The organism is Muricoccus nepalensis (assembly GCF_006438825.1).
GTDB lineage: Bacteria > Pseudomonadota > Alphaproteobacteria > Acetobacterales > Acetobacteraceae > Roseomonas > Roseomonas nepalensis.
On record NZ_RCZP01000108.1, the window covers coordinates 1 to 1,937 of the forward strand.

General features: G+C 66.2%; 3 protein-coding genes and 1 pseudogene. 3 read left to right on the top strand and 1 reads right to left on the bottom strand.

Annotated features, from left to right (window positions below):
* Nucleotides 1-582, bottom strand: a pseudogene (locus EAH89_RS30700) (hypothetical protein); the annotation flags it as partial.
* 422 nt (nt 583-1,004) lie between these two features.
* Here EAH89_RS30700 and EAH89_RS30705 point away from each other — a divergent pair.
* The 3 genes from EAH89_RS30705 to EAH89_RS30715 all read left to right on the top strand — a co-directional run.
* Nucleotides 1,005-1,223 (top strand): hypothetical protein, encoded by a 219-nt coding sequence (locus tag EAH89_RS30705; protein ID WP_140887964.1) that lies wholly within the window; start codon nt 1,005-1,007, stop codon nt 1,221-1,223.
* A 67-nt stretch (nt 1,224-1,290) separates the two neighbouring features.
* Complete coding sequence (locus tag EAH89_RS30710) at nt 1,291-1,626, top strand: hypothetical protein (RefSeq protein ID WP_140887967.1); 336 nt, start codon at nt 1,291-1,293, stop codon at nt 1,624-1,626.
* A gap of 88 nt (nt 1,627-1,714) precedes the next feature.
* On the top strand, nt 1,715-1,937 hold a 223-nt coding region (locus EAH89_RS30715), incomplete at its 3' end, for a transposase (RefSeq protein ID WP_140887970.1).

Consider the following 1,937-nt stretch of genomic DNA (forward strand, 5'->3'; position numbering starts at 1 on the left):
GAGCACCGCGTCCGCGCCGTCCTGGCGGAGGGCGGCCTGCACGGCGGCGAAGCTCGTGAAGGCCGTGAAGCCGCCGCCGATGACGATCTTGTCGACGCCCGGCTGGAAGTCGGTCACGACGTCGCGCCCGGCGCCGCGCTCGAAGAGGAAGCGGTCGGCGCCGGCGCCGCCGGTGAGGACGTCGTTGCCGGCGCCGCCGTCCAGCGTCTGGCTGCCGTCGCCGCCGACGAGGAGGTTGTCGAGGCTGTTGCCGGTGCCGGCGGCGCCGTCCTTCTCGACGGACATGTTCTCGACGTTGCCGGGCAGGCGGTAGGCCGGGGCGTAGGACACCACGGTGTCGATGCCGGCGCCCGCAGCCTCGACGACCTTGTCGTGCAGATCCCACCAGACGAAGTAGGTGTCGTCGCCCGCGCCGCCGTAGAGGGTGGAGCCGCCGCCGCCGCTGTAGAGGTAGTCGTTCTGGTCGGTCCCAAGGACCTGGCCCCCGGCGGTGCCCGAGCCGTCGATCCAGTTCAGCGGCTTGCCGCTCGCCGCCAATGGCCGGCCAAGTGCATTCAACTGGGACGTGATCACAACAGCCATGCCAGCCTCCGAGTGGTGCGGTGGGGCCGAGCATTGACGCCGTACAACTAATGAGACGTTACCAATACGAATGATATAGAGCCACAAAATGTCTCATGACGAGGACAACCATGCATCCGTGATGATGAGTGGTTGGCTATGCCTGTTCTCACCCGCGCCCTGTCCAAGCATCACGTCCTGGGCCCGAGTGTGCTGCAGCCTGCCAGCCTGCTGGCCAAAAGAAGCGTTGCGGATCAGCTTTCGGGTTTGCGCTGGACGGCCCCTTTGGCTGTTTATACTGCCGAGCAGATGTTCCGATCCGTCCAGACCCGCCACAGGCGAAGGACTGAAGCCGTGTCTGCAAGGCAGGGACCAGCTGACGATGTGTCAGGACATAGGCGCGCCGGTATTAGTCGTCGTGAGTGGCGAGGAGACTGCGGAGAATGAAGGCACGCCTGCTTTACGCCAGTGGGAACGGTGATCGTTGGTTGCTCATGAAGGATGCGGAAACTGAGCGCGTCTTCGTGCGGCATGAGCCCAGTTCAGTTTTAGGAGGAAGGATAGCGGATCTCGAGATCGGCGAGTTCCTCATTCGCGGCGTGTACGGGCCGGAGCACGTCGAACTACTGCACTTGATCGGCTCACTCGTGGAGGGCGACTGATGAGCATGATGCATGGGCCGACCGGCCGGTAGATCTCCCGGTCACCATCGACCTGCGCGAGGCGCCCGTGCGCTACGCGCCACGGGAGTTCGTCGCGGCGGACAGCCTCCACGGCGCCAACCTCCCCTTTCCTCGAAGCGCGCTGGAGGCAAGCGGCGGCGTCGACCGCCTGGTCGGCACCGGCACGGCCTTCCAGTTCGAGGACATCGACAGCGTCGCCGCGGTCATCTGGCTGGGCATGCCCGCCTGGTTCGATCCGGCGCCGGTCGTCCGCCATCACCACCGCCGCCGGGGGCAGGAGACCCTCCATCGGCTCTTCCTCGGCTACGACCACGGCCGGGGCGCCTACTACGCCAAGTACATCCTCCGCCCCGACAGCCGCGCGGCCTACCTGCGGGCCTAGACGGTCATGCCATCTAGGGTCAGGACCCATTAATCAGGGCTGGCGCCTGATCTGAAGGGCTGATTCCATGGTGGCCGGAGGTGCTGCCATGGCTGACCTGTTCTGGCTGACGAGGGCGCAGATCCGACGGATCGCGCCCTATTTCCCGCTCTCGCACGGGGTGCCACGGGTGGACGATCAGCGGGTGGTCAGCGGCATTCTCCACGTCATCCGCAACGGCCTGCGCTGGCGCGACGCCCCGGCGGCCTACGGACCCCACAAGACCCTGTACAACCGCTTCGTGCGATGGAGCCGTCTCGGCGTGTTCAACC